We start from the raw sequence: 25,600 nt of genomic DNA, 5'->3' as shown, positions 1-25,600 counted from the left end.
CCTACAGCCGCGACGACGATGCTGGCTTCGCCACAGCCTGCGCCGGCTTGAACAGGTGGCTGATGCCCATGGTCAGCAGCGGGCCGGCCAGCGCCAGGTAGGAACTGTCCACACCGTACGGATTACCCGCGAGGAACCAGCCGATGGTGGCGATCACCGAGACGATCACGCCGACAAAGGCGCCGCGCGGCGTGCCGAACTTCGGCGCATAGAAGGCCATCAGTACCAGCACGGCCAAGGTGGCGCGCAGGGCCTTGCCGAGGAAGGCGATCATCAGCAGTTTTTCCGCATACAGCGCCAGCACCAGCGGCAGCAGGCCGGCCACGACGATGGCGATGCGCAGGAACATCAGCGATTTCGCGTCGTTCTTCGCCTTGTTGTACCAGGGATCATAAAAATCCTTCATCGCCAGCGTGGCCGACGCCAAGGTGGTGGCGGAAATGCCGCCGAACAAGGCGCCGGCGAGGCCGACGATCATGATGCTGGCGGAAAACGCCGGCATATGGGCGATCAGGGTCGGGAAGGCGTCGATCGACTTCATGCCCGGATACAGCACGGCGCTGCACATGCCGATCAGGGCCGCCATCAGGCCGAACGGTATCATCAGCGACGACACGTAATAGCAGGCGCGCTTGGCCACGGCCGGGTTATCCGTGCTGACCAGAGCCTGGATCACGTATTGCGTGGCGAAGATGGAACCGATGCCGCCGATCATCCAGGCGATGATCTGCCCCCAGCCGATCTCGACCCAGTTGAACATCTTGGCCGGCAGCTGCGCCTGCAGCGCGCCGATGCCGCCGGAGGCTTCCAGCGCATACGCCAGCGCCAGGATCACGCCCAGGTATTTGACGATGGAGTGGGCAAAATTGGTGTACACCACCGAGCGCATGCCGCCCAGGCTGACATAGATCACGGTGATGACGCCCACCAGCAAAATGGCCACGGTTTTATTGATGTGCAGCACGGCCGCCAGCACGGCGCCGCCGCTCGCGTACAGGGCGACGGCAACGATGCCCAGCGCGACGATGGTGAGGATGGATGCGGCATAACGCACGGGCTCGCCGTACGTCTGCGCCAGGATGCCGGAAATCGTCGACTGCCCGCTTTCCTTGTATTTTTTGACCAGCACGATGGCCAGCAGCAGGAAACCCAGCGACAGCGCCACCAGATTCCAGGCGGCGGAAATGCCCAATTCATAGCCTTTTTGCGCCGTGCCGATGCTCACCGAACTGCCGATGAATTCGGACAGCAGCAGCGCGCCGATCAGGTAGGCGGGATAATTGCGCCCGCCCGCCGTCATGCCCTCGGCGCTGTTGGCATGCTTGCGCACGCTATACGTAATGTACGACATGAGGGCGAAATAGCCCACCGTGACCGCCGCGATGATGATTAATCTGTTTTCCATTCGTCTACTCCAAGTCTGCTTTTCTTTTTGTTATTTTTTAAAAAATCTCCCCCCTGCCGCGTGCCGGACCAGCCGGCGGCGGTGCTCAGGGGCAAAGCGAAATTCTGCCCTGCCTACAACACCAGGAAGTCGCGCAGCTGCGCCGTGAAAGCCTGCGCCGCCTCGACATTCGAGATATGCGACGCGGGCACGCTAGCCAGGCGGCTACCCGCCACCTGCTGCTGCAGCCAGCGCGCATCGTCCAGCGTCGCTACGGGATCGTGCTCGCCGGCGATCACCAGGGTCGGCACCGTAATCATGCCCACCGAGGCGCGCAAGTCGGCTTGCGCCAGCGCCTCGCAGCAGGCTGCATAGCCGCCCGCATCCTGGTCGCGCAAGCTGGCGACCATGCGCGCCACCGTGTCCGGCGCGTGCTGGAGAAACTGCGGCGTGAACCAGCGCGCGGGGGCGCCATCGGCTACCGCAGCCATGCCATCGCGCCGAACTTGCTCCGCGCGCGCCAGCCAGGCGTCAGCAGAACCGATGCGCGCCGCCGTATTCGCCAGCACGAGTTGCGTCAGGCACTGCGCCTGGTGTATGCCCAGCCACTGGCCCGTCAGGCCGCCCATGGAAATGCCGCAGAACGCAGCGCGCTCTACATCGAGGTGATCGAGCAGCGCCACCACATCCAGCCCCAGCCGCTCGATGCCGAACGGCTCAGCGCCGCTGGCGGACTGGCCATGGCCGCGCGTGTCGTAGCGCACGACAAAAAAGTCGCCCGCCAGCGCGGCCGCCTGCGCATCCCACATGGACAGGTCCGTGCCGAGGGAGTTCGACAGGATCAGGCAGGGTTTGGCGCGGTCGCCATCGGTGCGGTAATGCAGACCGATTCCGTCCACCTCGCACGTTTTACCCACAGTGTCATTACCTGTATGCGTCATTGCATGTCTCCTCAGGAATCGTCGTCGCGCATCGACGAAGGATGGCGGCACAGCGGCATCACGTCGACCTGCATGTAGGGAAACAGCGGCAGCGAGGTCAGCAAATTATGCAGCTCGTCCACGCTGTCGACGTCGAAGACGCTGATGTTGGCGTACTGGCCGGCGATGCGCCACAGGTGGCGCCACTTGCCCTCGTGCTGCAGGCGCTGGGCCAGTTCTTTTTCCGTTTGTTTGAGCTGCGCCGCCTGTTCGGCGGGCATGTTCAATGGCAGGTTCACGTTCATACGTACATGGAATAACATGGTTTCTCCTTATTGACGCTGCATCGCATGCAGCTTGTCCATATCGATCTCGACGCCCAGGCCAGGACCCGTCGGCACCTGCAGCATGAAGTCGCGGTACACGAGCGGCTCGCGCAAGACTTCCTGCGTCAGCAGCAAGGGGCCAAACAGTTCCGTGCCCCAGGCCAGTTCGGCAAACGTGGAACAGACGTGGGCCGTGGCAGCCGTACCGACGCCGCCTTCGAGCATGGTGCCGCCGTACAGACCCACGCCAGCCAGACGCGCCACAGTGGCCACTTCCAGCGCGGGCAGCAAGCCGCCCGACTGGGTGATTTTCACTGCAAATACGTCAGCCGCATCGGCCTGGGCCAGCGCCAGCGCATCGGCTGGGCCGTGCAAGGCTTCGTCGGCCATGATGGCCACGTCGAAGCGCTGCTTCAGGCGCGCCAGCGCGGCGCGGTTGCCCGCTTTGACGGGCTGCTCGATCAGGTCGATGCCGCCCGCTTCCAGCGCGGCGATGCCGCGCACGGCGTCCGTCTCGCTCCAGGCCTGGTTGACGTCGACGCGCACGCTGGCACGTTCGCCCAGCGCCCGCTTGATCTCCAGCACGTGGGCCACGTCGTCCATCACGTCGCGCAGGCCGATCTTCAGCTTGAAGATGCGGTGGCGGCGCAAGTCCAGCATCTTTTCCCCTTCGGCGATATCGCGCGCGGTGTCGCCGCTGGCCAGCACCCAGGCCACGGGCAGCGCATCGCGCACGCGGCCGCCCAGCAATTCCGACAGTGGCACGTTCAGGCGGCGCGCCTGCGCATCGAGCAGCGCCGTCTCGATCGCGCACTTGGCGAAGCGGTTGCCCTGGATGACCTTGCGCACCCTGGCCATGGCCTTGGCCACTGCGCTTGCCTCCATGCCGAGCAGCAGCGGCGCGATATAGGTATCGATATTCGTCTTGATGCTTTCCGGGCTTTCGCCGCCATAGCTCAAGCCACCGATGGTGGTCGCTTCGCCCCAGCCAGTGATGCCGTCGGCGCAGCGCAGCCGCACCAGCACCAGGGTCTGCGTGTTCATGGTGGCGACGGACATCCGGTGCGGGCGGATGGTTGGCACATCGACCAGGTAGGTCTCGATATTTTGAATCATATTTATTCCGTATAATTCCGTAGGGTGGTGACACGATATGCCCCGAATGTGGCCACGTCCAACACCGAGTTGGTATCAAACCTATACCTGAAAGGTATGAAGATGGAATTACGGCACTTGCGCTACTTCGTTGCGGTCGCAGAGGAAAGGAACTTCACGCGGGCCGCCGCGCGCCTGCATATCGCGCAGCCGCCGCTCAGCCGGCAGATGCAGCAACTGGAAGAAATCCTGGGCGTGGCGCTGATCGAAAAGGGGTCACGGCCCTTGCGGCTGACGGAAGCGGGCGAGTTTTTCCTCGCCCATGCGCGGCCCCTGCTCGACCAGGTGCGCGACCTGAAGGCGATGACGCAGCGCGTGGGCAAGCTGGAACGCACCCTGTCGATCGGCTTTGTCGCCTCGACCCTGTATGGGGAATTGCCCGACATCGTGCACCGCTATTGCGAACGCCATCCCGAGGTCGACGTGACCCTGCATGAAATGACGACGGTGCAGCAGTTGAAGGCCCTGAAGGAAGGCCGCATCGACGTGGGTTTCGGACGCTTGAAAAGCGAAGACCCCAGCATCCGCCGCATCCTGCTGCGCGAGGAGCGGCTGGTGGTGGCGCTGCCGCCCGGACACCGGCTGGCCAAGGGGGAAGGCGGATTGCGCCTGACTGACCTGATCCACGAAACCCTGCTCGTGTATCCGAAAGCGCCGCGCCCCAGCTTTGCCGACCAGGTATTGAGCATGTTCAGCGAAGGCAATGTCACGCCCGGCCCCGTCACGGAAGTGCGCGAATTGCAGATTTCCATGGGACTGGTGGCGGCTGGCCAGGGCATTTCCATCGTGCCGGAAAGCGTGCAGGCCATGCATCACCGGAACGTCGTGTACCGCAAGCTGGACGACAAGCATGCGTTCTCGCCCATTTTATTCAGCATGCGGCATATGGACCGCTCGCCGGAACTGGAAAACATCCTCGCTGCCGTATATTCGATCTACGATGAACACGGCATCGCGCACGTCAAGGAAAGCCTGTAACAGTGACTACGCCGCATCGGCCAGCAGTTCCGGCCGCAGCGCGCGGATGCGCAGCTCCGTGAAATAGCCGCCCGCCTCGTTGTAGCGCAGGTAGTGGCGGCCGCAGTTCAGGCAGCGCGCCACCTGACTCAGGTTGGCGGGATAGTAACGGGGCGCGATAGGAGCATCGATGCTGTCATAACGCGTGCCGTGCGGGTGGTATTCGGCAAACGTCGGTTCCTCGTACGGGTCTTCGCGCAGGGTGCCGATTTCTTCAAACCGGTCCAGCTCCAGCGAAGTGGGCAGGCGTTGCCAGGCATCGAGCGGGACGGCGCAGCAGCTGCATTTTTTTGTCACCAGGGCCGACGTGGCGGCCAGCGCGGACAAGGCGGGAAAGTCGATGAATAACATGCGTCAACCAGTACAAGGGTGCGGCCCATGGCAACGAGCCTGGCCGCGCCCCTTATTCTAGCGCAGTCGCATCCTGCCGATACGCGCACCCCATTTCGCCAGCAGCAGTTCCAGCAGCATCAGCATGCAGCCGGAAATGAGCAGCAGCGGCATCAGCGCGCACATGCCGGCCGCCACCAGCCAGGCCAGCGCGGACGGCGAGGTCCACGCGCCCGGCAGCAGCCGGGGCAAGCCCAGCGAGCCTGGCGGGCGGCGCTTGAAGAACATCACCCAGCCCGATACCAGCGAGAACAGCACGCTGGCGCCAAACAGCAGCAACAAGGCCTGGTTCCACCAGCCGAATTCGCCGCGGTGGAACGGGATGCCGATGGCCGTGGCCTTGCCGAACACCGTCTGCGCCTGCCACCCCGCATAGTACAAAGGCTTGCCGCTATAGGCGTCGAATTGCAGGTCGAAGCGCAAGGTGGGCTGACTGCGGTCGGCCATGGTGGCGCGCCATACATCGTCCTGGCTGGCCGGCGCCGTCAGTTGCACGGCGATGGCGGGTGCATGGCTGCGCGCCACTTGCCAGGCATCCTGCCAGTCGAGCGGAGCGCCCTCCTCGCGCGAATGCAGACCGCGCGGCACGGGCGGCGGCGCCTGGCCGCTGGCATCGCGCAGCGCGCGGATGCGCCCGCCCGCCTGCTGGCTCCACGTCAGCCCTGTCGTCAGGATCACGACGCTGACGATGCCGAGCGCCACGCCGAGGAAAGCATGCCACTGGCGCCAGCCATTGCGCCCCCGCACGCCCCGCTTCGGCAAGCCAGATTGCGCGCCGCGCGGCCACCACAGCACCACGCCCGTCACCAGCATCACCATCAGCCAGCTGGCCGCCAGCTCGATCATCCAGCGCCAGCCATCGTTTTGCAGCAGGCGCGAATGCAGCTTCTTGGCCCAGTTGCCGAAACGCTCACTGCTGGCCAGGCTGCCCAGCACGCGCGCGTCATAGGGATTCACATACACGACGATGGCTTGCGCGGGCAGGCCGAATTTCGGCCTGGGGGGCGTGGCCGGCGCGGCATGTCCGCCATGGCCTGCATGTTCATCCTGCGCGCCGCCGGGCGGCGCGAACGCCACTTGCACCGCGTCGTCCTGTTGAAACGGCGGCACCACGTGCTGCACCGCCCAGCCGCGCGGCGCCGCCCGTTCCGCTGCCGCCACGGCGGCGTCCAGCGGCAGCATGGACGCTTGTGGCGTCACGTGATCCAGGTGCTGATACAGACGCGCCTCGATCTGCGGCGTGAACACATACAGGATGCCCGTCAGGGTTGCCACCAGCGCGAACGGCGAGGCGATCAGCGCGGCCCAGAAGTGGATGCGCCAGTACAGGCTTTTGCGCCGCGCGATGAGAAAGGTGTGATCGTCCATGGCCATCCTCACAGTGCGTTGAAGGTATAGCCCAGGCCCAGCATCACGCTGCGCGGCGCACCGGGCGTGTACTGGTTCTGGCTGTTCGGCGCATAGCTGCCCGTGCCCGCATAGCTGCTGCTGGCCGAATCGGCATAGCGTTTGTCGGCCAGGTTGCGCACCTGCGCCCACGCTTCCAGCCCGCGCGCGATCTGGTAGCTGGCGCGCAGGTTCAGCAAGGCGTGGCCCTGGTACTCCACCGTATTGGCGTTATTCATCCAGTAACGGCCCTGGTGCACGGCTTCGAGCGCGATACGCGCGCCGGCCACGGGCTTGTAGCCGATCTCGAACGAGGTGATGTCGCGCGGCGCCTGCGGCATGGCGCGGCCGCTGTAATCGAGGCTGGCGGAGACCTGGTAGCGCAGGTAGCGGTGGCGCGCGATGGCCGTGGCAAAGCGCGCGTCGAACGGGCCGCTGTCGTAGTTCAGGCCCAGCTCCAGGCCTTCGCTGCGCGTGCGTCCCGCATTGCGGTTTTCGCTGTTGCCCGGCGAGAGCGTGTAGCTGACGATGGTGTCGCGCCCGTCGAGCCGGTACAGGGCCGTGTCGAGTTTCAGCCGGCCCTGCAAAAAGGCCCAGCGCAAGCCCAGTTCATAGTTGTTGTAGACGGACGGCTGCAGGTCGGCGATGCCCGTCTTGCCATATAGCTGGCTCACCTCGGGCGGAGTAAAACCCTGGCTGACGTTCGCATACGCGCTGCCCGCATGACCGATGGCGTAGGTGGCGCCCAGCTTCGGGCTCACATGCGAAAAGCCGCGCGACTCGTCGGGTGCGCCGTAATTGACGCTGCCGCCCGGCGCCAGATTGTTATGATAGTCGTAGCGGATGGCGTCCGAGCGGCCGCCCAGCACCACGCGCATGCCGGCCAGCGGCGTCAATTCCCATTGCGCGAAGACGGCCGTATTCAAAATGTCCGTCTGGTAGTCGCGCACGCCCTGCGGGTTGGACGCATTGGCCAGCGTATAGCGCAGGTAGCGGCCCGTGGCCGCATCGCGCACGATGGACAGATTATCGCTGACAAAGGGATTGTCGCTCTTGTCCACGTACACGCCAAAGACCAGGCGCGAACGCAGCCACGCGAATTCCTGCTGGTGTTTCACGTCCAGCCCCAGCGAATCGACGTGGTTGTTGTTGATGACGCCCTTGCACAGCATGCCTGCGCAACTGCCGATGGAATACGCGGGAATCTGCCCATGGTCGTTCTTGCGCGTAAACACGGTGACGGTGCTGGTGCCATTGGCCGTCGTCGCGCCCTCCCACGCCAGATTCATGCGCGTAGTCTTGTCCTTGCGGTAGGTAAACGTGTTCAGGCTCTTGCCCGGGGCATTGCGATAGTCGTTCTCGAACAGGCTGCCCGTCATGGCCGCGTCGAGATCCGTGTGGACGAGGGTAGCGCGCAGCTGCGAGGTGGGACTGAGCGCATAGTCGGCGCGCAGCGAGAACGAATCCTTGTCGCCATAGCTGTACTCTTGCCAGTTGTCGCGCGAACGGCGCGAGCTGTAATGGGAAAAGCGCAGTCCGAGCGGCCCCCAGGTATCGCTGGCGGAGGTGTCGTAGCGGGTGAAGCCGCCCACGCTGTCGCGCCGCACGCCCACCTTGGCCGTCGGCGTGGCGCTGGCGCCGGCCGTGAGGAAATTGACGGCGCCGCCCACGGCATTGCTGCCATACAGCGAGGAAGCGGCGCCCTTCACCACTTCCACGCCGCTGGCCCCCGCCATGTTCATTTCATTGAGCGAGTTGTGGTTGAAAACGCCCAACGGACGGATGGGGATGCCGTCTTCCAGGTACTGGTAGACGGCATTCGTGCCGATGGGCTGGCGGATGCTCATGCTGTGCTGCTCGTTGCCCAGGTCATTCCAGTACACGCCGGCGATGCGGTTGAGGATATCGCCCATGGTCTTGGGCTTGTCGCGTTCCAGGGTTTTGGCATTGACGACGCCGATGGCCTGCGGCGTCTCGGACAGCCATGATTGCGCGCGCGAACCGGAAACGACGACGGTGTCGATGGCGTGGTCGGTTTGGTCAAGTTGCTGCGCCCGCGCGCAGGGGTAGGCCACGGTGATGGCGACGGCCAGCACCAATAATTTCTTGTTCATGTGATTCTCGTTTAAGTGTGCGGATGCGGCGCGTCACACCGCAAGGTGGACAGCGCCAGCATTGAAAAGGCAAAAACTTAAACGGAAACGGGCGGCGCGCGCGACTGCGCGGTGGACCAGATGAACAGCGGGGATGGGGATTGGTAGTACAGGGCCGGGAAAATGGCCGCGCCGCTGGCCACAAGCAGCGGCAGCACGGGGCTGGCGGGCGGCAGGCCGACGGAACCCGCATGCGTGGAACAGAAGGCGCAGTGCTCCATCTGCATGGCCTTGCCGCCGGATTTTTCATCGGCGGCGCCATCATCAACCTGGACAAAACGGATGCCGGCCACCGAGCAGATTTCCGCCCAGCCGGAGCCGGACTCCTGCTTGGCATTGGCGACGGCCTGGGAAATCGATGGCGCGAGCGCCGCCAGCAGGATCGCGAAACAGGCGATCCAGGCGGCAAAGCGGCGCGTGAACAAGGTCATTCCCATGGCCGCATTTTACCAGCGGCCGCCGGGACTGGGTAGCGAAAAGCGGCTCAGGCGGCCGGACAGGCGGCATTGCCGCTGTCAAAAGCGCGCACCACGCTGGCCGCATCGGCGGCGATGCGGCGCACGGCGCGGCGGTGACCCAGCACCAGTTCATCGTAGCCGGCGCCCACTTTTTCATTGGCGATCGTGCGGCAAGTGACCACCTTGCTGCTGGCCAGCTGGCGCACGCTCCACACGGCATCGATCAGCGCATACTGGCCCATCACGGACTCGAAACGCTGCACATTGGTGCTGATGCGGTACACGGGCAGGTTGTCAGGATGTGGCGTACGGAACACATCGATGGCGCCCAGGTCGTTCGTCACGGCCGTCGACAGGGCCTGGCCGATCTCGCCGGCCAGCGGCCCCGCCCAGCGCTGCTGCTCCAGCAATTCGATGCGTCCCGACGGCGCCGTCACGACAAACTGGTTGCGGCTCACCTGCTGCGGCACGCTGACGGCCAGCACCTCGACATAGTATTTGACGGGTTTGGCCGGCTGCGCGTCGGCGCCGCCGCTGAGCGTATAGAAATGCTCGGGCTGGGGCGTGGAGCAGGCGCCCAGCAGGCTGCCAGCCAGCAGCGCGGCAAACATCGGTTTCATCATTTTTTTTCATCTCCTTTTTTACCGCGGATCAGGGACTCGGGGTGACGCTCCAGGTAATCCGACAGGGCATTGAGCGATTGCAGGGTTTGCGTCAGTTGCTGCAAGGCCTGGCGCACGTCCGACTGCAGCGGCGAATCCTTTTGCAGCACCTGTTCGGCCGTGCCGAAAGTCTGTTTCGCCGCCGTCAGGGTATCGCGCATTTCCGGCACCACCTGGCCATCGAGCTGCTTGAACAGGGTATTGGCCTGCTTGATGGTGGCGTTCAGGTTGCTGCCGATCTCCGCGTATGGCACCTGATCGAGCTTGCGGGCGATGCTGGCGATCTGCGTCTGCAGTTCATCGAGGGTATTGGGCACGGTGGGCACTTCCAGCGGATACCTGTTCAAGTCCAGCGCCACCTTCGGCGCTTTCGGGAAGAAGTCGAGCGCGATATACAACTGGCTGGTGAGCAGGTTGCCCGTGCGTAGCTGGGCGCGCAAACCGCGGCTGACCATGCGTTCGAGCAGCTGGTGCCCGGCCGAGCCTTCCGCATCGTCGACGGCCGCCTTGAAGCGCATGCCCAGGCGCGCCGGATACAGATTGACGGTGACGGGCATGCGGAAGTTCTTCTTCACGGGATCGAATTCGATGCCCACCGAGCGCACCTCGCCCAGCACGATGCCACGGAAGTCCACCGTGGCGCCAGGCTGCAAGCCGCGCAGGGACTGGTCGAAATAGAATACGGTGGTGATCGCCTCGCCATCGGGTTCGCGCATGGCGCTGGCCTCGTCGGCCGCCAGACGGAAATTGGTATCGGCAGGCGCGGGCTCCTCGGGCTTGCGGCCGTTTTCCGCCTCGAAGGCGATGCCGCCCACCAGCATGGCGGCCAGCGACTGCGTATTCAATTTGAAGCCGTTCGAATCGAGGCGCACGTCGACGCCGCTGGCATGCCACCAGCGCGCATTCTTGCCGACGAACTGGTCGTACGGCGCATTGACGAAGACCGACATGGTGATGCCGTTGCCATCCTTGTCCAGCGCGAAACTGACCACCTTTCCCACGCGCAGACGGTGGAAGAACAGGGGCGAGCCCACGTCGACGGAGCCGAGGCTGTCCGCATGCAGGGTGTACAGCTTGCCCTTCTGGTCGCCGGCCACGGCGGGCGGATTTTCCATGCCGACGAAATCCTCCTTTTTGGTTTCCGACTTGCCCGTGTCGACGCCGATGTAGGCGCCCGACAGCAAGGTGCCCAGGCCCGTCACGCCGCTGGCGCCGATCTGCGGGCGCACCACCCAGAAGCGCGAATCGGCGGTGGCGAAGCGGCGCGCTTCCTTGCTCATGTCGATCGTCACCAGCACCTTGCTCAAGTCCTCGCCCAGGGTAATGGCGCGCACCTGGCCGATGTCGACGTCCTTGTACTTGACCTTGGTCTTGCCCGGCTCCAGCCCTTCGGCGCTCTTGAAGCTGACCGTCACCGTGGGGCCCTGGTCGAGGATGGACTTGGCGGCCAGGCCCGCCCCGATCAGCGCGGCCAGCAGCGGAATGAGCCATACCAGCGACGGCAGCCAGCGGCTACCCTGCTCCACATCGGGTTCCGGCAACGGGGGGACGCCCTGGCCACCCGTTTCGGCAAGGTCGCCCGCTTCTTTGTCAGACATGCTGTTCTCCAATCACTGTATTGTTTCCGGTATTTGCCACCACCACGGGTTCTTCCTCGCCAGGTACCTGCCCGTCGACGGGGTCCCATATCAGGCGCGGGTCGAACTGCATCGCCGCCAGCATGGTCAGCACCACCACGGCGCCGAAGGCCAGCGCGCCGGGTCCGGCCGTGATCACGGCCAGCGACTTGAAGCGCACCAGCGCCACCGTCAGGGTGACGACAAAGATATCGAGCATGGACCAGCGGCCGATGAATTCGACCATGCGGTACAAAATGGTGCGCTGGCGCGGCCGCCAGCGCGAACGCCGCTGCGCCGTGAACGCCAGCAGCGCCAGCACGCCCAGCTTGAGCATGGGCACGACCACGCTGGCGATGAAAATGATGATGGCCAGGCCTTTCGAGCCGCTGGTCCAGAACAGCACCACGCCGCTCATGATGGTGTCGTCCTGCGCGCCGAACAGCGACTGCGTCACCATCACGGGCAGCAGGTTGGCGGGAATGTAGAGGATCATGGCGGCGATCAGCAAGGCCCAGGTGCGGTTGATGCTGTCCGGCTTGCGCACGTGCAGGGCCGTGCCGCAGCGCACGCACGCCAGGTGCTTGCCTTTGCCCAGCGGCGGCGCCACCAGGCCGCAGGCGTGGCAGGGCACGATCTTCGCTCCCGGCGCGAAGGCCTTGTAGCGGATGCCGGGCAGCGCCTGCCGGGTCAGGTCGTCGCCCAGGTTCCACAGGGCCTTGGGGTCGAACGAGACGACGATGGCCAGCATCAGTGTCAGCGCGCCAAACGCGAACAGCCCCGGTTGCGGCAGCACCGTGGCCAGGCTGGTCATCTTGACGACGGTGATCAGGATGCCGATCATCAGCACCTCCGTCATGCCCCATTCGCGCGCCGTCTGCACGGCGCGCAGCACGCGGTTAAAGCCCGGCACCTTGACGCCGCCGCGCAGGCCCAGCGCCACATATAGCAGGGAACCGAGTTCGATGGCGGGAAAGAGGATGGTAAACAGGAAGACCATCGTCGCCACGATGTGCATCTGCTCGGACCACAGCACGCGGATGGAGCCGAGCAAGGTGGCGCTGGAAGTGAGGCCATTGACGTCGAGTTCGACGATGGGAAAAAACTGCGCGATCAGGAAGACCAGGGCGGCGCCCAGGGTCAGCGCCACCACCTTGGTCAATTCGGCCGAGGCGCCGCGCGCGTGGGCGCCGCGATACAGCACCGAGCGGCAACGGATGCAGCGCGCCTTTTCGCGCGGACGCAGCGGACGTTTGCGGTACAGCACGCCGCAGTCATGACAGCTAATCAGGTCGTATCGGTGCACAGTTGAAGTTTGCCGGCGCCCGAAGCGCGACTATCCCATGTCAATGCCAGCTATCATATTACAAACCCGGCATTTTCCTGCACTACGGCACTATTCTTTTCCACTTCCCCGCAGCAACGCCTCCACGGCGCGACCGATTTGCAGCACGCGCTCATCATTGCCATGCATGCCGCAGATGCCCAGCCCCACGGGCAGCTCGCCCTCGGCGTGGCACGGCAGCGACAGCGCGCAGCCATCGAGGAAGTTGATCACGCTGGCGTTGCGCAGCGCCAGGCCGTTCGTGGCAAAGAAGGTGGCGTCATCCGCTTCCAGCGGGGCAACTTCCGGTGCGAGAATAGCCACGCTGGGCATCAGCCAGGCGTCGAATGGCGCCAGGCGCCGCTTCGCGATGGCGATCAGGCATGCGCGCGCATCGAGCAAATCGATGTAGTCCGCTGCGCCTTGCTGCTGGCCGCGGCGGATGCGCGCCGCCACGCGCTGGTCGTATTGCGCGCCCTTCTCTTCAAGTAGCTCCCTGTGCCAGTGCCAGGCCTCGGCCGCCACCAGGCCGCCGCCGCCATTAATCGTCGGCAGCTCCAGCAATTCCGGGAAATCGAACTGTTCCACCTGTGCGCCGGCCGCGCGCAATTTGTCCAGCGCGCGCCCGAAAGCCTGCTGCACCTGCGGCGCCACGTGCGTACCGACGTAGTCAAGGGTAACGCCGAAGCGCAAGCCTTTCAATGCTGGTGCCTGCGCGCCGATGTCATGGCCCGAAAACGCTGCGTACAAAATAGCGCAGCAATCGACACTGTGTGCGATGGGGCCGGCCGAGTCGAGGGAGCGCGACAGCGGCAGCGTGCCAGCCAGCGATACGGCAGCCGCCGTCGGCTTGAAACCGGTCAGGCCGCAAAACGCGGACGGGATGCGGATCGAGCCGCCCGTGTCCGTGCCCAGCGCGCCGGCCGCCATCGCCAAGGCCACCGTGACGGCGCCGCCCGAGGTGGAGCCGCCTGCCACACGCGCGTGGTCGTGCGGATTGCGCGGCGTGCCGTAATGGGGATTCAAGCCCAGGCCGGAGAATGCAAATTCGCTCATATTGGTGCGGCCCAGCAGGACGGCGCCGGCCGCGCGCAGGCGCGCCACGGCAAGCGCATCGGCACCGGCGGGCGGCGCGTCTGCCAGCGCCAGCGAGGCGGCGCTGCTGACCTGCCCCCTCACGTCGAACAGGTCCTTGATGGAAATGGGCACGCCGGCCAGCGGCGAGGCAACGATGCCCGCGGCGCGCGCCGCATCGCTGGCCCGCGCCTCCATCAGCGCCTGTTCGCCATCGAGGCTGACATACGCATGGCCGCCCTGCGCCCGGTGCGCCTCGGCGCGCGCCAGCATCTGCTGTGTCAGTGCCACGCTGGTGATGCGGCCGGCGGCCAGGTCGGCCGCCAGTTCCCTTATCGTCCTCTTGCCAGTCACATCCATGCTGCCTCCCCGATTTTCCAGGCATGCATCTTACCGGATGCCAGCGGCATGGTCGCCGCCCCGTCAGGCGGCCAGGAAGTCGAGCAGGGTCAGGGCGACGATCTTGCTGGCCTTGCGCAAATCATCGAGCGCCAGGCGCTCATCGGCCTTCTTCGCGTTCGACTCGGGTACCGTGCGCGGGCCGGCGCCATACAGCACGGCGGGGATGCCCCGCTCGCCATACAGGCGCGCATCCGCATACAGGGGCGTGCCGACGGCGGGAATCGTCTCGCCAAGGATGGCTTGCGCATTCTTTTGCAGGCTGCCGACCAGCTGCTCGGAACCGGGCAAGGGCCGCAGCGCGTGCGACAGCAGCAGGCAGCGGATCTCGATGCGAATGCCAGGTTCGCCCCGCACGGCGTCTTCGATCAGCGCGCGCACCTGCCCTTCCACCGCCACCGGGTCTTCCTCCGGGATCATGCGCCGATCCATCTTCATGACGACCTTGCCCGGCACCACATTGGTATTCGTGCCACCGTCGATGCGGCCCACCAGCATGGTGGGCGAGTCGATGCCGGCCACCTTGGATTTGATCTTTTTCAGCTCCGGCAGCTGGCCATAGATGGCGTTGAGGATCTTGTTGGCCGCCTGCAGCGCATCGTGGCCCGTCTCCGGCATGGAGCCGTGGCCCGACTTGCCGTGCACGGTGATTTCCAGCTGCAGGCAGGCGTTGTGCGCCGTGACGATGCCATAGCTGAAACCGGCGGCGATGACGAAATCGGGCTGCGTCAGATTCTGTTCCAGCAGCCAGCCCGGTCCCAGCAAGCCGCCGAATTCCTCATCGTAGGTAAAATGCAGTTCCAGCTGGCCCTTCAAGGGAATACCCAGCGCTTCGAGCGCGCGCGCGGCAAACACATAGGTGGCGAAATCGCCCTTCGAGACGGCCGTCGCGCGGCCGTAGATATAGCCGCCGTCGATCTGGCCGCCATACGGCGGATACGTCCAGTTGTCGCCGGGCGGCACCACGTCGCCATGCGCATTCAGGGCCACCGTCGGCCCGCCTGCCGCATACGGCCGGCGCACGATCAGGTTGGTGATGCTCTGCATGCCATAGGCCTCGACCTGGTCCGCAGGCACCGCATGCTTTTCGGCGCTCCAGCCATACGCCTGCAACAGCTGCGCCACCAGCTCCGCATGGGGCGCGTTATTGCCGGGCGGCGTATCCGTCGGCTGCTGCACCACCTGCTGTAAAAAGGCGACTTCTTCGTCGAAGTGCGCGTCGATCCAGGCCGTGATTTTTTCTGCGTGCGTAGTCATTTTGCTCCTTGCATGGTCTGTTGCAGCCAGGCGCCCAATTCGCTGCGTTCGGCCTCCGTCATATTGGTCAGGTTCCCGATCGGCATGGCTTTCAGCTCGATGGCCTGCTTGTAGATTTGCGCCGCGTGCTGGCGGATTTCCATTTCATTATCCAGCATCATGCCGGCCGGCGCCGTGGCGAAACCCGCTTGCGTGGGCTGGGCCGAATGGCAGGTGGCGCAGCGCTGGGCGATGATGGCATGCACGGCCACGAACTGGGCGGCGGGGTCCGCCACGGGCGCGGCCGCCACGGGCGCTTTCGGCGCGATGGCGATAGCTACGGCCAGCAGCAGGGCCACGCCGATGGCCGGATAGCGCCACTCGACTCTGCCCTTGTGGCGCAGGTTGAAGAAGTGGCGGATGAAGACGCCGGCCGCCATGATCAGCGCCAGCACCAGCCACGCATGATCGTTCCGGTAAGTCATCGCGTAGTGGTTGCTGATCATGATGAACAGCACCGGCAACGTAAAATAATTGTTATGCACGCTGCGCTGCTTGGCCTTCAGGCCGTGCCTGGGATCGGGCAGCTTGCCGGCGGCCATGGCTTCGACCATCTTGCGCTGGCCGGGAATGATCAGCATCAGCACATTGGCCACCATGATGGTGCCGATCATGGCGCCCACGTGGATGTAGGCGGCGCGCCCGCTGAGCAAATGCGTGAGCACGTACGCGGCGCCGACGATCAGCGTAAACACCGTCACGCCGAACCACAGTTCATATTGCGCCAGCTTCGAGCGGCACAGCAGGTCATACACGGTCCAGCCGATGACGAGGGTGGCGATGCCGATGCCGACGGCCTGCCCGCTGGAGATATCGGCCACGGCCTTGTCGATCATCATGGCCTGCGCATTGAAATAATAGGCAATCGTCAGCAGCGCAAAGCCGGACAACCAGGTGGAATACGCCTCCCACTTGAACCAGTGCAGCTCCTGCGGCAGTTCAGCGGGCGCCACCAGATATTTTTGCGGGTTATAGAAACCGCCCCCATGCACGGCCCACAATTCTCCCGAGACGCCCTTCTTCGCCAGCTCGGAGCCGGGCGCGGGCGGACGGATCGAGTTGTCGAGCCACACGAAATAAAAGGAAGCACCGATCCAGGCGATGCCCGTGATGACGTGCAGCCAGCGGACGATCAGGTTCAGCCACTCAAGGCCGTACGGAATCAGGTAGGCAAATACGTCCATAAATTTCCTCTAGTCAGACCGAACCCATATTCGTGCCAATCTACACAAGATAAACGGATTTACCGCCCTTCACATGAAAAATATCGTATATTTGACATATTCAAATCGATATACAACAGAGCCGCCGCCCCATGTCCAGCCTGCCGCAACACCTCGACCTGCACCTGATCCGCATCCTCTACCTGCTGCTGGTGGAAAAGAATGTCTCGCGCGTGGCGCTCAAACTCAACCAGCCGCAGCCGTCGATCTCCGCCTCCTTGCGCAAGCTGCGCGAACTGACGGGCGACCCGTTGCTGGTGCGCGGCGCGCGCGGCATGGTGCCCACCCAGCATGGCGAAAGCCTGCTCAATCCGGCCAAGCGCATCCTCGACCAGACGGAAAGCCTGTTTATCAAGAAGACGCCGTTCGTGGCGCAGGAAGAGGCGCGCACCTTCCATATCGCCGCGCCCGACTACCTGGACAGCCAGTTCCTGCCCAATGTGGTGGCCCTGCTGCGCCGCGGTTCGCCGAAAAGCCGCGTCGTGCTGCACAGCCTGGGGCCGGGCATCGACCATATCCGCCAATTGTCCGATGGAGGGCTGGATCTGGTCATCGCCAACTGGGACGAGCCGCCCGCCCACCTGCACATCTCGAAGCTGTTCGAAGATCCCATCGTCTGCGCCATGCATGCGGAAAACGCCTATGCGCGGCGCACGGCCAGCGACGCCATGACCCTCGACGACTATCTGAGCCTGCCGCACGTGGCGCCGTCGCAGATGATGCCGGGCTATCACGGCGTGATCGACTCCTTCCTCGAACGGCAAAACCTGCAGCGCAACGTGGTGGTTGAATCGGCGTATTTCGGCCTGATCCCCTACATGCTGACGCAGACGGATCTGGTACTCACCACGGGCCGCCAGTTCATGCGCTTCTATGAAAAGACCCTGCCGCTGAAAACGTATACCGTGCCCTTGAAATTCCCGCCGATGCGCTTTTACCAGTTGTGGCACCAGCGCGTGCACCAGGCGCCCGAGCACAAATGGCTGCGCGACCAGGTCAGCGCGGCGGCCAAGGCGCTGGTGCAGCGATAGCCGCTATCAGCACGCGCATATAATGAACGCAGGAACGGGGCGCTATCATCACCGCTTGCATGATCGGAAAACCATGACCACCCTTTCAGACCTGAACGCCGGCAGCCAGGCCGATTTTATCGCGCAGCTGCATGGCATCTTCGAACATTCGCCCTGGATCGCCCAGCGCGCAGCCGCCGCGCGGCCGTTTGCCAGCCTGACGGCGCTCAAGACGGAATTGCAGCGCGTGCTGGCCCTGGCCTCGCCCGAAGAACAGCTGGGACTCATCCGCGCCCACCCCGAACTGGCCGGCAAGGCCGCCATCGCCGGGCAAATGACGATGGAGTCGACGCGCGAACAGGCCAAGTCCGGCCTGAACCTGTGCAGCGCCGACGAATTTGCCACCCTGCAGCGCCTCAACAGCGAGTACAACGCCAAGTTCGGCTTTCCCTTCATCCTGGCCGTCAAGGGCCCGACGGGCGAAGGCCTCACGCGCCAGGACATCATCGCCACCTTTTCCCGGCGCCTGAAGAACCGGCGCGCCGATGAACTGGCCGAATCGCTGCGGCAGATCAAGCGCATCGCCGAGCTGCGCCTGAACGACCTGTTCGACGTGCGCCTGGACTTCGGTCCGGCCATCATGCAGCACGCTGAAACGCTGGCCGGCTGGAGCGACAGCGATTACAACCTGACCTGCGCCTACCTGACGCCGGCGCACCGAAAAACGGCCGCGCAGCTGGCCGACTGGATGCGGGAGGCCGGCATGCAGGTGCAGATCGACGCCGTCGGCAATGTGGTCGGCCGCTATCTGTCCGACGCGCCCGACGCAAAGACGCTGATGACGGGATCGCATTACGACACGGTGCGCAACGGCGGCAAGTACGATGGCCGGCTGGGCATCGTGCTGCCGATCGCCGTCGTGCGCCACCTGCACGAACGGGGCGAAAAGCTGCCCTTCCACGTCGAGGTCGTCGGCTTTGCCGAAGAGGAAGGCGTGCGCTTCAAGAGCACGTTTTTGGGCAGCACGGCCGTCACGGGCAAGTTCGATTTGTCGCTGCTGGAACAGCTTGACGCGGACGGCGTGAGCATGCGCGACGCGCTGGCCGCCGCCGGCCACGAGGCGAGCGCCATCGGCGCCATCGCGCGTGACCCTGCCGATTTGCTCGGCTATGTGGAAGTGCATATCGAACAGGGCCCCGTGCTGCTGGAGCGCGACCTGCCGCTGGGAATCGTCACGGCGATTGCCGGCAGCTCGCGCTACCTGGTCAATCTTGGCGGCGTGGCCAGCCACGCGGGCACCACGCCCATGCACATGCGCAAGGACGCGGCCAGCGCGGCGGCCGAAATCATCCTGCTGGTGGAACGGCGCTGCAGCCAGGGCGAAGCGCTGGTGGGCACCGTCGGCCAGCTGCAGGTACCCAACGGCTCCGTCAACGTGATCGCCGGCGCCTGCACCCTGTCGCTCGATATCCGCGCGGCCAGCGACGCGGTACGCCAGGCGGCCGTCGACGACATCCTCGATGGCATCGCCGCCATCTGCGCGCGGCGCCAGATCGACTACCAGCTGGAACTGCTGCTGTCGGCGCGTGCTGCGCCGTGCGCGCCATGGCTGATGGCGCAACTGGCGCAAGCCGTGGAATCGGTCGGCATCGAACCATACGCGCTGCTGTCGGGCGCCGGCCACGACGCCATGGCCATGGCCGCCATCACCGACGTGGCCATGCTGTTTACGCGCTGCGGCAATGGCGGCATCAGCCACAACCCGCTGGAAACCATGACGGCCGACGACGCCGACATCGCGGCGCGCGCGCTGCTCGATTTCTTGCACAATTTTCAGGAAAAAAACTGAATTAATTGCCGGCCGCCGCTATCGCGTAGCTGGAACTTGCTCCAGGTCACGCTCAGGGCGGCATGTCGTCAATTCTTCTTTTCAAGAAAGTACAGCGTCCGGTTGCCGGCGACGAGTGGCTGTTTTTTCTCGATGGTGTATTTTTCGCAAAATACGCGTTCAAAACTGTCGATCGACATCCCCGCATACAGTTCTTCATTGATGCCGGCGATTTCGGCAAAACGCCGGTCTTGCGGTTCTATCCATTCCAATACCAGGAAGCGCGGCGCCAGCGACAGGAAAAATTCCAGGATCATCGGCAGACTGGCGCGTTCGGAAACGAGCAAGTGATGCACCAGACCCAATGCCATGATGCAATCGAACTTGCCCGCAGCCCGCGCCATGAAACTTTCCACCTCCTGGTTCATCCAGCCCACCGCCGGCGTGGGGCGTCCGATGTCGAGCAGGATCGGCGAAATCGGCAACGCCACGCCGCGCAATTGCTGGTACAGCCGCGACAACGCACCATGATCGTAATCGGCCGCCACCACTGTTTTTCCGGCATTGGCCGCAACCTTGCTGAACTCGCCAGCGTTGCAGCCAAGATCGAGCACTGTGGCGATGTCGGGCCGGTCCACGGCAGCGCGCACGAAAGCAGTTTTCACCACGACGTCGGGCGTGCTGTAGTGGTCCCGGTCAGCCTCGTAATTTTCCCATTTGGTCGGTTTGGCCGACGCGGCGGGCTTGAGCGCATCGACATGTTTCTCCAGCCGCTTCAAGGTACGCGCCAACAAGAACATCGCCAGTTCGGCTGACCTGGCTTTCGGCGCGCTGGCGCCGCCGCTGGTACGCGATTGGCCCATTCTGCCGAAAAACGTCGGCAAGGTCACCGCTTCCAACGCCGGCTGCACATAGGCGCGCCAGCCACCGATAATGCGCCTGGCCTGCTCAGGCTGCACGCCATCGCGGTACTGGACAAACAGAGCGGACGTCTGCATGCCGGTGTGGCGATAAAGCAACAAGGGGATCAGAAAATGCCGGCAAAACTGTGCATACGCGATCCAAACGCCAGACTCATCCATGCGCTCGAATGAGAGGATATCGCAAAACCTCGGCTTGCCATGTTCGAACAGGATATTCCACGCCGATGCATCCTTGATGATCCAGCCGTGTGCCAAAGCTGTCTTGGCGATTTGCAGTGTCATTTTTGCCGCGTCATACAACTGCAAAGCGGTAATTTCATGCGGATAGCATGGGAAGTCGACAGCGCGGTGTTCCAGCCAGCGTAAATGCGCCGTATCAGTGACAGATTCGACGCGGCCGGCGACCCACTCGGACTGCGGGAACCAACCATCGGCGACTCCTTGCCGATACCAGGGCGCGTTGATCAACGTTTCTACATCATCGACTTTTTGCGTACTGACGGCGCGAAAAATCCGGCCATTTTTTTTTGCGACAAAACCGGACGGGTCGCGCCAAGAAACTTTTTTCAGAATTTCAAAATTTGTAGCCATCCGGCGCGCTCCAGGTTTCATAATAAGGTGTACGCCGCAACGCATCGGCCAATTCAGGCTGGGTATCGAGTTTTCCGGACAAAAAATCCAGCGCCAATTGCTTGCTATGGACGGTGCTGATGCGATCTGGCAAGACAATGGGCTCACTGGCGCCCACCTTCCAGACGACAAAGGGAATCGCGGCCGGCTGCTTGGAATGTGTCCTCAACCAATGATCGGAAGAAACGATAAGGAGAATATTTTGTTTATCGGCAAGCGCTTGCAGATCTTTGACGATACGTCCAAGTACCATGTCGGCACCGATCAAATTTTGTCTGTAGGCATCGGTATCATTTTCTACCGGCTGCTTCAACAGGCGCTGCACATAGATATTGGGCAAATGCGGCAAATTCATATGGATGAAATCGAATGCACTGCGCTGGTTGGCAAGTGTTGCGTCGAGGTGAGACAGCACGTTATCGGACGCACGGTACATATGATCAAAATGATATAACACGAATTCCGGCAAAATTTGGATCGCCCCCTTGACATTCTTGATCGCTGAAATCAGTGCTGTGCTGAAAAATGTCAGGCTATCAAACCATCTGCCCGCATTGACTGCATAGGTGCTATTACAAGATTGTAATGACGGGAACATCTTGCAATAGGGGTGATAAAAACCCAGCACCGTTGCGGCCTGTGGCCCGCCGGGCAATTGCGAAAATATGGCGCTATCCGGGCCAAAACGTACTATTTTGTGCTGCTGATCCACCAAATCGAGTCTGTTTTGGGATCTGATCGTAACCCCCGATAGCGCTGTGCCCGTCAATAACGCAGGGATGGAATATGACGTGTCCTGGCCAGGTGAAAACGCCTGGTTTGCACTGATCGCACGCGCCGTCAACGCCGAAAAGTTCGGCATGGCAGCGGCCATGCCGGAACCCGGCTTCAAGCTCAGTGCATAGTCCATTTCATCAAAAATAACCCATACCACGCGTCGTTCGACGGTGGCCGCCGCGTGATCCGGCGTGACCGCCGCAGATGCCGCGGGTTGAAAAAAGAAGTCAAGAGCGATACAACGATACAGCGCAAGAAAGACAAAGGCATACCCCATCGTCGACAGCGCGCGTATCCACTTTGACAAGTTGTTTCGGGTCAGATATAAACATCCGAAGATAGTCGCCAGCGTAGCGCCTACCAGCATGATTTTTCCGATGCCAAATCGATTCGTCGATTCAAAAAACGATGGCATGACGAATTGTACGAGATTACCCCATGGATAATCCGCCGCATTAAAAGCGCTTTTTATCGCCATCAGTGTCAACGCCGCAGTACCAAAAAACATCAACTTGCGCTTGATACCGGCACTTGGCAGGGAACTGGTCGCCAGCAAAATAACCGGCACCAGACAAAAAACGGTGACCAGCGACGGATAAACAATATAATCAAAAAACGATGGCACGAAATAAAGCGTCAACGGATTTAAGAAATTCAGAAAATAAGCCGATGCATAAAGCAGGGATAAGCCTGTTGCCGTATTCAGACGCTTCATTATTTTTTATTTTTTCTTGAAAAGAAATCCCGGATCAACTTGAATAATTGGCCAGGCCGTGAAATATAAAACATCACCGCGCCGAAGACGGTGATCAACAGCTGCAGCAGATAGGCCCCAGTTCCCGGATCGACATAGGCGAATGCGGTGCCAGGGAACAGGAGAATAAAAGTAGCCATGAAAATGGATTTTTTTTCAAACATGGTATTACCTTGTCGGAGGTTATCCCATTAAATAAAAATTTCAATCAATGAAATTAAATTCAAATATGAATAATGTGGAGTGGCGATTGATTCAAGCGAGACTGCGACTTCTTCCTGCGGATTTGACTATTATATACGCAACAGAGCTGATTCCGCCTCCCCCTGAATGCCCTTCGGCATCACAAGGGATGGCGTTAATGCAACACCGCGATTTTCCGGTTATGCTGCCGCGACATCAGCTGCCGTCTCCTGACCATGGCCTCGCAAGTATGCGCGCCATTTAACATTTGGAATCGCCAGACATATGATTCCCGTTTTTCCTCTGCAGCGAGGCCGCAACCGCACCGATCAAAGGCCCCCATTCTGTTGCATCATGCTGACGAAATAGCCGCATGGCTCCCGGATACCACGGCGTATCGACGCGCCCGGCCAGCCAGCGCCAGTTGCAGCCGTAATCGGGCAGCAATACCCACCATGGCTTGCCCAGTGCGCCACCCAGATGGGCCGCAGCCATATCGACGCTGATGAGCAGGTCTAGATTCACGATCAGCGCCGCCATGTCGGCAAAGTCGATCACGGTATTCGAGCATCGCCCAGCCCTCTTCCATCCGCCCCTGGCGCAACAGCAAATAAGACAAGTTGAAATGCGCCTTCGCATAGGCGGGGGCAACAGAGATGGCGTCGAGGTAGCAGCGCTCGGCCTCCGTTTCGCGCTTGGTGCCAGCGAACAGCGCGCCGAGGTTTTGCAGGATTTTCTAGTTGTCGGGCAGCAGTAGCAAAGCGTGACGGTAACAAGCTTCGGCTTCGGCCAGCAAGCCGCTGCGTTCCTTCAAAAAAGCGATATTGGCCCAGATTTCGGCACTATCCGGCGCCAGCGCGCGCCTCGATGAAGCACACTTCGGCAGCGCCATGGTCGCCATCTTGCAGATGGCGGCTGCCTTTGGTGAACAGCAGTTCGGCATGACAGGAACGGTGCGGCATCGGCGATCCGGAAAAAACACCCACCTCCGGGCTACGCCGCGATAGCCCGCTCCAGCATCGCATGCAGCAGCACGTTGCAGCCCGCTTCCAGGTGCTCGGGCTTGGCGTCTTCGATTTCATTGTGGCTGATGCCATCCTTGCAAGGCACGAAGATCATGCCGGCCGGCGCCAGTCGGGCAGCGTAGATGGCGTCGTGGCCGGCGCCGGAGACCACGTCCATCACGGAATAACCCAGTTTTTCAGTCGCATTGCGCACGGCGCCCACGCAGTCTGGGTGGAACGGGCATGGCGGGTAATAGGAAACACGCTCCAGTGAAATGCCCAGGCCCGTCGTCTCGCGCGTGGCGTCGATGAAGGCCGTGATTTCGCCGTGCATGGTGTTGAGCAGTTCGTCGTTCACATTGCGCAGGTCGATGCTGAATGTGACTTCGCCGGGAATCACGTTGCGGCTGTTCGGGAACACCTGCACCATGCCCACCGTGCCACGCCCGTAAGGCGGGTAGCGGTTGGCGATGGCGACAACTTCCTGCATGATGGTCGTGGCCACCTGCAGCGCATCCTTGCGCAAGCCCATGGGCGTAGGACCGGCGTGCGCCTCCATGCCCGTCACCACGCAGTCGTACCAGGACAGCCCCATCACGGCAGGCACCACGCCGATGACTTTATCGGCGTCTTCCAGCACAGGGCCCTGCTCGATATGCGTTTCGAAATAGGCGCCGATGGGATGGTCGCCCGGCACCTGGTCTCCACGATAGCCGATGCGCGCCAGCTCCTCGCCCACCGTTTTGCCTTCCGTGTCTTTCGCCGCATACGCGGTTTCGAGCGAAAAAGCGCCGCAAAATACGCCGGAACCCATCATCACGGGCACAAAGCGCGAGCCTTCCTCGTTGGTCCAGAACGCCACCTCGATGGGCGCCCGCGTCTTGATCTGTAAATCGTTCAGGGTGCGCACCACTTCCAGGCCCGCCAGCACGCCGTAATTGCCATCAAACTTGCCGCCCGTGGGCTGGGTGTCGATGTGGCTGCCCGTCATCACGGGCGGCAAGGTATTATCGGTGCCGTCGCGGCGCATGAAGACATTGCCGATCTGGTCGATGGTAATGCTCATGCCGGCTTCACGGCCCCAGCGCACCACCAGGTCGCGCCCCTGCTTGTCGAGGTCCGTCAGGGCCAGGCGCTTGACGCCGCCCTTCACTGTCGCGCCGATCTGCGCCAGTTCCATCAGGGCTGCCCACAGCCGTTCGCCATTGATGCGTAGATCATTCATTATTGTCTCCTGACTTCATGCGGTGGTGGCGGCAAACGCCGGGCGCTCGATATAGCGCCCTGCCCCTTCGACGGCCGTCAGCTCGCCCTGGTGGAACACCACCTTGCCGGCGGCAATCGTGGTGCTGGGGATGCCGCGCACGGTGCGCCCTTCGAAGACGTTGAAGCCTCCTTTGGCAAACTGCGTGGCGGCGGAAATGGTGCGCGTGCCCTGCGGGTCCCACAGCACGATGTCGGCATCGCTGCCCGCGGCGATGACGCCCTTGCGTGGATACATATTGAAGATCTGCGCCGCATTGGTCGACGACACCTTGACGAATTCGGACGGTGTCAGCATGCCGGAATTGACGCCCGCATCCCACACCACGGCCATGCGTTCCTCGACGCCGCCGCAGCCGTTCGGGATGCGCGTGAAGTCGTCCTTGCCGGCCGCCTTCTGCTCGGCGCAGAAAGTGCAATGGTCGGTGGCCGTCGTGTGCAGGTT

23 protein-coding genes are annotated in these 25,600 nt (G+C 62.8%); 3 read left to right on the top strand and 20 right to left on the bottom strand.

Annotated features, from left to right (window positions below; translation table 11 throughout):
• Position 1: 1 nt before the first annotated feature.
• The 4 genes from K0F86_RS03675 to K0F86_RS03660 all read right to left on the bottom strand — a co-directional run bounded on the left by K0F86_RS03675 (position 2) and on the right by K0F86_RS03660 (position 3,746).
• Positions 2-1,405 (bottom strand): sodium:solute symporter family protein, encoded by a 1,404-nt coding sequence (locus tag K0F86_RS03675; RefSeq protein WP_219133018.1) that lies wholly within the window; start codon positions 1,403-1,405, stop codon positions 2-4.
• Between the two features lie 113 nt (positions 1,406-1,518).
• Positions 1,519-2,325, bottom strand: coding sequence for a 3-oxoadipate enol-lactonase (gene pcaD / locus K0F86_RS03670; protein WP_219133017.1), 807 nt, complete (start codon positions 2,323-2,325; stop codon positions 1,519-1,521).
• Positions 2,326-2,336: 11 nt separating this feature from the next.
• The gene (catC, locus tag K0F86_RS03665; protein WP_219133015.1) at positions 2,337-2,627 is read right to left on the bottom strand and encodes a muconolactone Delta-isomerase; all 291 of its coding nucleotides are present in this window, start codon (positions 2,625-2,627) and stop codon (positions 2,337-2,339) included.
• Positions 2,628-2,636: 9 nt separating this feature from the next.
• The gene (locus K0F86_RS03660; RefSeq protein ID WP_219133014.1) at positions 2,637-3,746 is read right to left on the bottom strand and encodes a muconate/chloromuconate family cycloisomerase; all 1,110 of its coding nucleotides are present in this window, start codon (positions 3,744-3,746) and stop codon (positions 2,637-2,639) included.
• A 102-nt stretch (positions 3,747-3,848) separates the two neighbouring features.
• Between K0F86_RS03660 and K0F86_RS03655 the strand changes: the two genes are divergently transcribed.
• Complete coding sequence (locus K0F86_RS03655; protein WP_219133013.1) at positions 3,849-4,763, top strand: LysR family transcriptional regulator; 915 nt, start codon at positions 3,849-3,851, stop codon at positions 4,761-4,763.
• Between the two features lie 6 nt (positions 4,764-4,769).
• Here K0F86_RS03655 and K0F86_RS03650 read toward each other — a convergent pair whose 3' ends face one another.
• The 10 genes from K0F86_RS03650 to K0F86_RS03605 all read right to left on the bottom strand — a co-directional run bounded on the left by K0F86_RS03650 (position 4,770) and on the right by K0F86_RS03605 (position 16,744).
• Complete coding sequence (locus tag K0F86_RS03650) at positions 4,770-5,153, bottom strand: hypothetical protein (RefSeq protein WP_219133011.1); 384 nt, start codon at positions 5,151-5,153, stop codon at positions 4,770-4,772.
• Positions 5,154-5,210: 57 nt separating this feature from the next.
• Positions 5,211-6,560 carry a PepSY domain-containing protein gene (locus K0F86_RS03645; protein ID WP_219133010.1) on the bottom strand — a complete coding sequence of 450 codons (1,350 nt, stop codon included), beginning with the start codon at positions 6,558-6,560 and terminating at the stop codon, positions 5,211-5,213.
• Positions 6,561-6,568: 8 nt separating this feature from the next.
• Complete coding sequence (locus K0F86_RS03640) at positions 6,569-8,692, bottom strand: TonB-dependent receptor (RefSeq protein ID WP_257571973.1); 2,124 nt, start codon at positions 8,690-8,692, stop codon at positions 6,569-6,571.
• A gap of 77 nt (positions 8,693-8,769) precedes the next feature.
• Complete coding sequence (locus tag K0F86_RS03635) at positions 8,770-9,168, bottom strand: DUF2946 domain-containing protein (RefSeq protein ID WP_257571972.1); 399 nt, start codon at positions 9,166-9,168, stop codon at positions 8,770-8,772.
• Between the two features lie 47 nt (positions 9,169-9,215).
• Positions 9,216-9,812: a membrane integrity-associated transporter subunit PqiC gene (locus K0F86_RS03630; protein ID WP_257571971.1), complete on the bottom strand. Its 597-nt coding sequence runs from the start codon at positions 9,810-9,812 to the stop codon at positions 9,216-9,218.
• Positions 9,809-11,449 (bottom strand): intermembrane transport protein PqiB, encoded by a 1,641-nt coding sequence (locus tag K0F86_RS03625; protein WP_219133009.1) that lies wholly within the window; start codon positions 11,447-11,449, stop codon positions 9,809-9,811. The genes K0F86_RS03630 and K0F86_RS03625 overlap by 4 nt, the downstream gene beginning before the upstream one ends.
• Positions 11,442-12,734, bottom strand: a complete 1,293-nt coding sequence (locus K0F86_RS03620) for a paraquat-inducible protein A (RefSeq protein ID WP_374197262.1) — start codon at positions 12,732-12,734, stop codon at positions 11,442-11,444. The genes K0F86_RS03625 and K0F86_RS03620 overlap by 8 nt, the downstream gene beginning before the upstream one ends.
• 129 nt (positions 12,735-12,863) lie before the next feature.
• A complete protein-coding gene (locus K0F86_RS03615) occupies positions 12,864-14,225 on the bottom strand; it encodes an amidase (RefSeq protein ID WP_219133007.1) in 1,362 nt (453 codons plus the stop codon).
• 63 nt (positions 14,226-14,288) lie between these two features.
• Entirely contained in the window at positions 14,289-15,521 is a 1,233-nt protein-coding gene (locus K0F86_RS03610; RefSeq protein ID WP_219133006.1) for a M20/M25/M40 family metallo-hydrolase, read from the bottom strand.
• Positions 15,518-16,744 (bottom strand): urate hydroxylase PuuD, encoded by a 1,227-nt coding sequence (locus K0F86_RS03605; RefSeq protein ID WP_219133004.1) that lies wholly within the window; start codon positions 16,742-16,744, stop codon positions 15,518-15,520. Before K0F86_RS03605 ends, K0F86_RS03610 begins: the two co-directional genes overlap by 4 nt.
• Before the next feature lie 131 nt (positions 16,745-16,875).
• On the opposite strand from K0F86_RS03605, the gene K0F86_RS03600 reads away from it, so the two are divergent.
• Both K0F86_RS03600 and K0F86_RS03595 read left to right on the top strand, forming a co-directional pair.
• Positions 16,876-17,814 carry a LysR substrate-binding domain-containing protein gene (locus tag K0F86_RS03600; RefSeq protein ID WP_100875714.1) on the top strand — a complete coding sequence of 313 codons (939 nt, stop codon included), beginning with the start codon at positions 16,876-16,878 and terminating at the stop codon, positions 17,812-17,814.
• A 73-nt stretch (positions 17,815-17,887) separates the two neighbouring features.
• Positions 17,888-19,642 carry an allantoate amidohydrolase gene (locus K0F86_RS03595; RefSeq protein ID WP_219133003.1) on the top strand — a complete coding sequence of 585 codons (1,755 nt, stop codon included), beginning with the start codon at positions 17,888-17,890 and terminating at the stop codon, positions 19,640-19,642.
• A gap of 68 nt (positions 19,643-19,710) precedes the next feature.
• Here K0F86_RS03595 and K0F86_RS03590 read toward each other — a convergent pair whose 3' ends face one another.
• From K0F86_RS03590 to K0F86_RS27330, 6 genes are all read right to left on the bottom strand, one after another.
• Positions 19,711-21,135 carry a class I SAM-dependent methyltransferase gene (locus K0F86_RS03590; protein WP_219133001.1) on the bottom strand — a complete coding sequence of 475 codons (1,425 nt, stop codon included), beginning with the start codon at positions 21,133-21,135 and terminating at the stop codon, positions 19,711-19,713.
• Positions 21,119-22,666, bottom strand: coding sequence for a sulfatase-like hydrolase/transferase (locus K0F86_RS03585; protein ID WP_219133000.1), 1,548 nt, complete (start codon positions 22,664-22,666; stop codon positions 21,119-21,121). Before K0F86_RS03585 ends, K0F86_RS03590 begins: the two co-directional genes overlap by 17 nt.
• Entirely contained in the window at positions 22,666-22,869 is a 204-nt protein-coding gene (locus tag K0F86_RS03580; RefSeq protein ID WP_219132999.1) for a hypothetical protein, read from the bottom strand. Before K0F86_RS03580 ends, K0F86_RS03585 begins: the two co-directional genes overlap by 1 nt.
• A gap of 280 nt (positions 22,870-23,149) precedes the next feature.
• Positions 23,150-23,446 carry a hypothetical protein gene (locus tag K0F86_RS03575; protein ID WP_219132998.1) on the bottom strand — a complete coding sequence of 99 codons (297 nt, stop codon included), beginning with the start codon at positions 23,444-23,446 and terminating at the stop codon, positions 23,150-23,152.
• Between the two features lie 435 nt (positions 23,447-23,881).
• On the bottom strand, positions 23,882-25,117 hold the full coding sequence (locus K0F86_RS03570; protein WP_219132997.1) for a Zn-dependent hydrolase: 1,236 nt from the start codon (positions 25,115-25,117) through the stop codon (positions 23,882-23,884).
• A 15-nt stretch (positions 25,118-25,132) separates the two neighbouring features.
• Positions 25,133-25,600 (bottom strand): amidohydrolase family protein (locus K0F86_RS27330; protein WP_257571969.1); only part of this gene is annotated, 468 nt, incomplete at its 5' end.

The organism is Janthinobacterium sp. UMAB-60, from assembly GCF_900095235.1.
GTDB lineage: Bacteria > Pseudomonadota > Gammaproteobacteria > Burkholderiales > Burkholderiaceae_D > Janthinobacterium.
This window is presented reverse-complemented; position numbering and strand designations above follow the sequence as displayed.

Coding starts and splice junctions, on each gene's coding strand:
- K0F86_RS03640 (WP_257571973.1), bottom strand. CDS start 8,692: ATGAACAAGAAATTATTGGTGCTGGCCGTCGCCATCACCGTGGCCTAC.
- K0F86_RS03585 (WP_219133000.1), bottom strand. CDS start 22,666: ATGAAGCGTCTGAATACGGCAACAGGCTTATCCCTGCTTTATGCATCG.
- K0F86_RS03570 (WP_219132997.1), bottom strand. CDS start 25,117: ATGAATGATCTACGCATCAATGGCGAACGGCTGTGGGCAGCCCTGATG.
- K0F86_RS03660 (WP_219133014.1), bottom strand. CDS start 3,746: ATGATTCAAAATATCGAGACCTACCTGGTCGATGTGCCAACCATCCGC.
- K0F86_RS03580 (WP_219132999.1), bottom strand. CDS start 22,869: ATGTTTGAAAAAAAATCCATTTTCATGGCTACTTTTATTCTCCTGTTC.
- K0F86_RS03595 (WP_219133003.1), top strand. CDS start 17,888: ATGACCACCCTTTCAGACCTGAACGCCGGCAGCCAGGCCGATTTTATC.
- K0F86_RS03610 (WP_219133006.1), bottom strand. CDS start 15,521: ATGACTACGCACGCAGAAAAAATCACGGCCTGGATCGACGCGCACTTC.
- pcaD (WP_219133017.1), bottom strand. CDS start 2,325: ATGACGCATACAGGTAATGACACTGTGGGTAAAACGTGCGAGGTGGAC.
- K0F86_RS03605 (WP_219133004.1), bottom strand. CDS start 16,744: ATGGACGTATTTGCCTACCTGATTCCGTACGGCCTTGAGTGGCTGAAC.
- K0F86_RS03615 (WP_219133007.1), bottom strand. CDS start 14,225: ATGGATGTGACTGGCAAGAGGACGATAAGGGAACTGGCGGCCGACCTG.
- K0F86_RS03630 (WP_257571971.1), bottom strand. CDS start 9,812: ATGATGAAACCGATGTTTGCCGCGCTGCTGGCTGGCAGCCTGCTGGGC.
- K0F86_RS03645 (WP_219133010.1), bottom strand. CDS start 6,560: ATGGACGATCACACCTTTCTCATCGCGCGGCGCAAAAGCCTGTACTGG.
- K0F86_RS03635 (WP_257571972.1), bottom strand. CDS start 9,168: ATGGGAATGACCTTGTTCACGCGCCGCTTTGCCGCCTGGATCGCCTGT.
- K0F86_RS03625 (WP_219133009.1), bottom strand. CDS start 11,449: ATGTCTGACAAAGAAGCGGGCGACCTTGCCGAAACGGGTGGCCAGGGC.
- catC (WP_219133015.1), bottom strand. CDS start 2,627: ATGTTATTCCATGTACGTATGAACGTGAACCTGCCATTGAACATGCCC.
- K0F86_RS03600 (WP_100875714.1), top strand. CDS start 16,876: ATGTCCAGCCTGCCGCAACACCTCGACCTGCACCTGATCCGCATCCTC.
- K0F86_RS03590 (WP_219133001.1), bottom strand. CDS start 21,135: ATGGCTACAAATTTTGAAATTCTGAAAAAAGTTTCTTGGCGCGACCCG.
- K0F86_RS03675 (WP_219133018.1), bottom strand. CDS start 1,405: ATGGAAAACAGATTAATCATCATCGCGGCGGTCACGGTGGGCTATTTC.
- K0F86_RS03655 (WP_219133013.1), top strand. CDS start 3,849: ATGGAATTACGGCACTTGCGCTACTTCGTTGCGGTCGCAGAGGAAAGG.
- K0F86_RS03650 (WP_219133011.1), bottom strand. CDS start 5,153: ATGTTATTCATCGACTTTCCCGCCTTGTCCGCGCTGGCCGCCACGTCG.